This is a genomic window from Bacillus sp. AFS029637 (assembly GCF_002584985.1).
Classification (GTDB): Bacteria; Bacillota; Bacilli; order Bacillales; family Bacillaceae_G; genus Bacillus_A.
On the sequence record NZ_NUPZ01000074.1, the window covers coordinates 1 to 2,256 of the forward strand.

General features: G+C 28.7%; 4 protein-coding genes. All 4 read right to left on the reverse strand.

Features of this window, described 5'->3' with window-relative positions; translation table 11 throughout:
• Positions 1–60: 60 nt before the first annotated feature.
• The 4 genes from COE49_RS26805 to COE49_RS27785 all read right to left on the reverse strand — a co-directional run bounded on the left by COE49_RS26805 (position 61) and on the right by COE49_RS27785 (position 2,092).
• Complete coding sequence (locus COE49_RS26805; RefSeq protein WP_098841409.1) at positions 61–519, reverse strand: SMI1/KNR4 family protein; 459 nt, start codon at positions 517–519, stop codon at positions 61–63.
• 19 nt (positions 520–538) lie between these two features.
• Entirely contained in the window at positions 539–991 is a 453-nt protein-coding gene (locus COE49_RS26810) for a YrhA family protein (protein WP_098841410.1), read from the reverse strand.
• Between the two features lie 154 nt (positions 992–1,145).
• The gene (locus tag COE49_RS26820; RefSeq protein WP_098841411.1) at positions 1,146–1,718 is read right to left on the reverse strand and encodes an imm11 family protein; all 573 of its coding nucleotides are present in this window, start codon (positions 1,716–1,718) and stop codon (positions 1,146–1,148) included.
• Between the two features lie 206 nt (positions 1,719–1,924).
• On the reverse strand, positions 1,925–2,092 hold the full coding sequence (locus COE49_RS27785; protein ID WP_000490950.1) for a hypothetical protein: 168 nt from the start codon (positions 2,090–2,092) through the stop codon (positions 1,925–1,927).
• Positions 2,093–2,256 lie beyond the last annotated feature (164 nt).

Here is a 2,256-nt window from a genome sequence, read left to right on the forward strand (position 1 = left end):
TTTTTTACTCATGATTAGATATTTTTCAAATGCTACACCTTAAAGCAAGTCTTAAAAAGATTAAATATAATAGCCAGGATTTTCATCCATTTTAATTAAAAATTCTTCTAAAGAATCCGCTATTTTCTCATCCTCAGAGTAAATAGGACATTGACCTAATTCATTTTCCTCTTTAAATTTAATCGTTAAAAAGTTAAGTTCTGTTACTTCAAAAAACACTAATGATTCATCATCATCTACATCATCTAGGTTTGGATTATATTCATAAATATCTTGCCTTAAACGGAAATCTGCAACTGAAATCGGGTCCATAAATCTGTTAAAAAACGTTCTTTTGTCAGACTTTAAAAACCCACAACCTATTTCTTGATAAAAGCGTTTCAGTTCTTTTGGAAGTTCTATTTGTAATAAGCTTTCTGCCTCATCTATCTCATCTTGATATATAGGATAGAAAATAGGTTTTTGTTTAGAACGAACACTTCTGTCTGCTACAACATATTCTTTCAAAAAATTAAACATAATTTTTACTACCTCCTATTTAAAGAAGGGTTATTTTTAACGCTTCCTCAAGCATTGTATTAAAATCATTATATGTGTTCATTACCGTACCTGATGGTTTATCAAGTTCTAAATAAGTACCGTCTGCTAAGCTTTTACAAAACCACGCAATATTTGAATCGCCAAAGAAAAGATACTCTTTTTGAAATTCATTTTCATACCAAATCTCATTCGTGTCTATAAAGCCGCAAATATGTTCATCTTTTTTTGCTTCTAGTAAAGAAGAATCAACTCCGTAAAGTACCAGTCCATCAAAGTCTAAACCATTTACAGTTTTAAGAAACTCTTCGTATTCCCTTGGTAAATCAACATTAAATTTCTCTTTTACATGTTCTCTTAATCTTTGAACTTCAGTATCCGTTGCGGGTGTATTCAGCTTATAATTAACACTTTTCAATATATCTCCAATTTCAAAAATCATATTTTTCCACATATAAAAATCCCTTTCTAAGAGTATTTATTCCCCTTTAGGATAAATATTATATTTTGGTATAGGCCAATCTATATCAATACTATCTCCACCTTGTAAGTATCTAGTTAATGTAAACCATTGCTTCAACTTCTATCAGTTATTTTAGAACTTTCTTTTACATGTTTGCTTCTGAATCCCATACCTCTATAAATTCAAAACCTTTTAAATCACTTTCTAACACTGTATTTCTAAATTCATCTGATACAAAAACAGAAGGAATATGTAATATTTCATTTAAGTAAACTTTAAATATTGTTTGGTTCTTAACCATATTAGGTAAGAATGCGTATTTTTTGAAATCTATTACTAAGCCAGAACGTAGTTTCTTTAGTATAGCTTTCTCATAGTCAATGGCATCTATTGCATTTAGAACGTTAATTATAGAATACACTTCTCCCGTCACATCATGAATTAGGGGAAGAAATTCTACATTATCACCAAGCATAGACTCTAAGAATTTTTTAGCTTTCCCACTAACTATTGGTGTACCAACTTCTCCCCAAAAATGAGGAAAATCACTTTGATTTCCTTCTTCTACACATTTAATACGTATTTCTCCCCATGAATCAGATGCTTTTACTGCTGAGTCAATTTTTCCTTCAAAATACTTTTTAGAATCTTCTTCTAAATTCAATAGTTGAAAGGATTCATAGTCATCAAATGAACTCTTTAATTCCCAAATCTTCATTTTTACTCACCTTTGTTATTTTTCTATCCTTCCTTTATCTAAATGTAATTCTATATTCATGATGTTGCTTCTCCCTTTTCTTTTCCGTATTCTTTACTGACTATAGGAGAACCGCGATTATATACTTAATATTCAATACAGACTCTTTAAAAGGTTTCATGTGTTCTACCCCAACCTTCAAATAAAGAATATATTTATGATTAAAACTAATTATATTTTTTTACCTTTAAAGGAATAGATATAAAATACAAATCTATAGCATAAATAGTAATCAAAATACCTTTACCTTCATCAGCAAACTTTGATTGATGAAACTGTTCTGAAACTTTTCTTTTTCCCCATTTTTTAGGAAACCATTGAAATCCTGAAAACATATAATTAATCTACCTTTCCATTAAAATTTTGCTAGTTTATTTCTTAACTCTAACTCTTCAACTGTTTCAAAACCTTTAAAAAATAAACTATCGATTTAATTATGATTAAAAAATACATTGTATTCTTTAGATGCTTTTTTCAATCAAAAAACTATTTTTCTTTT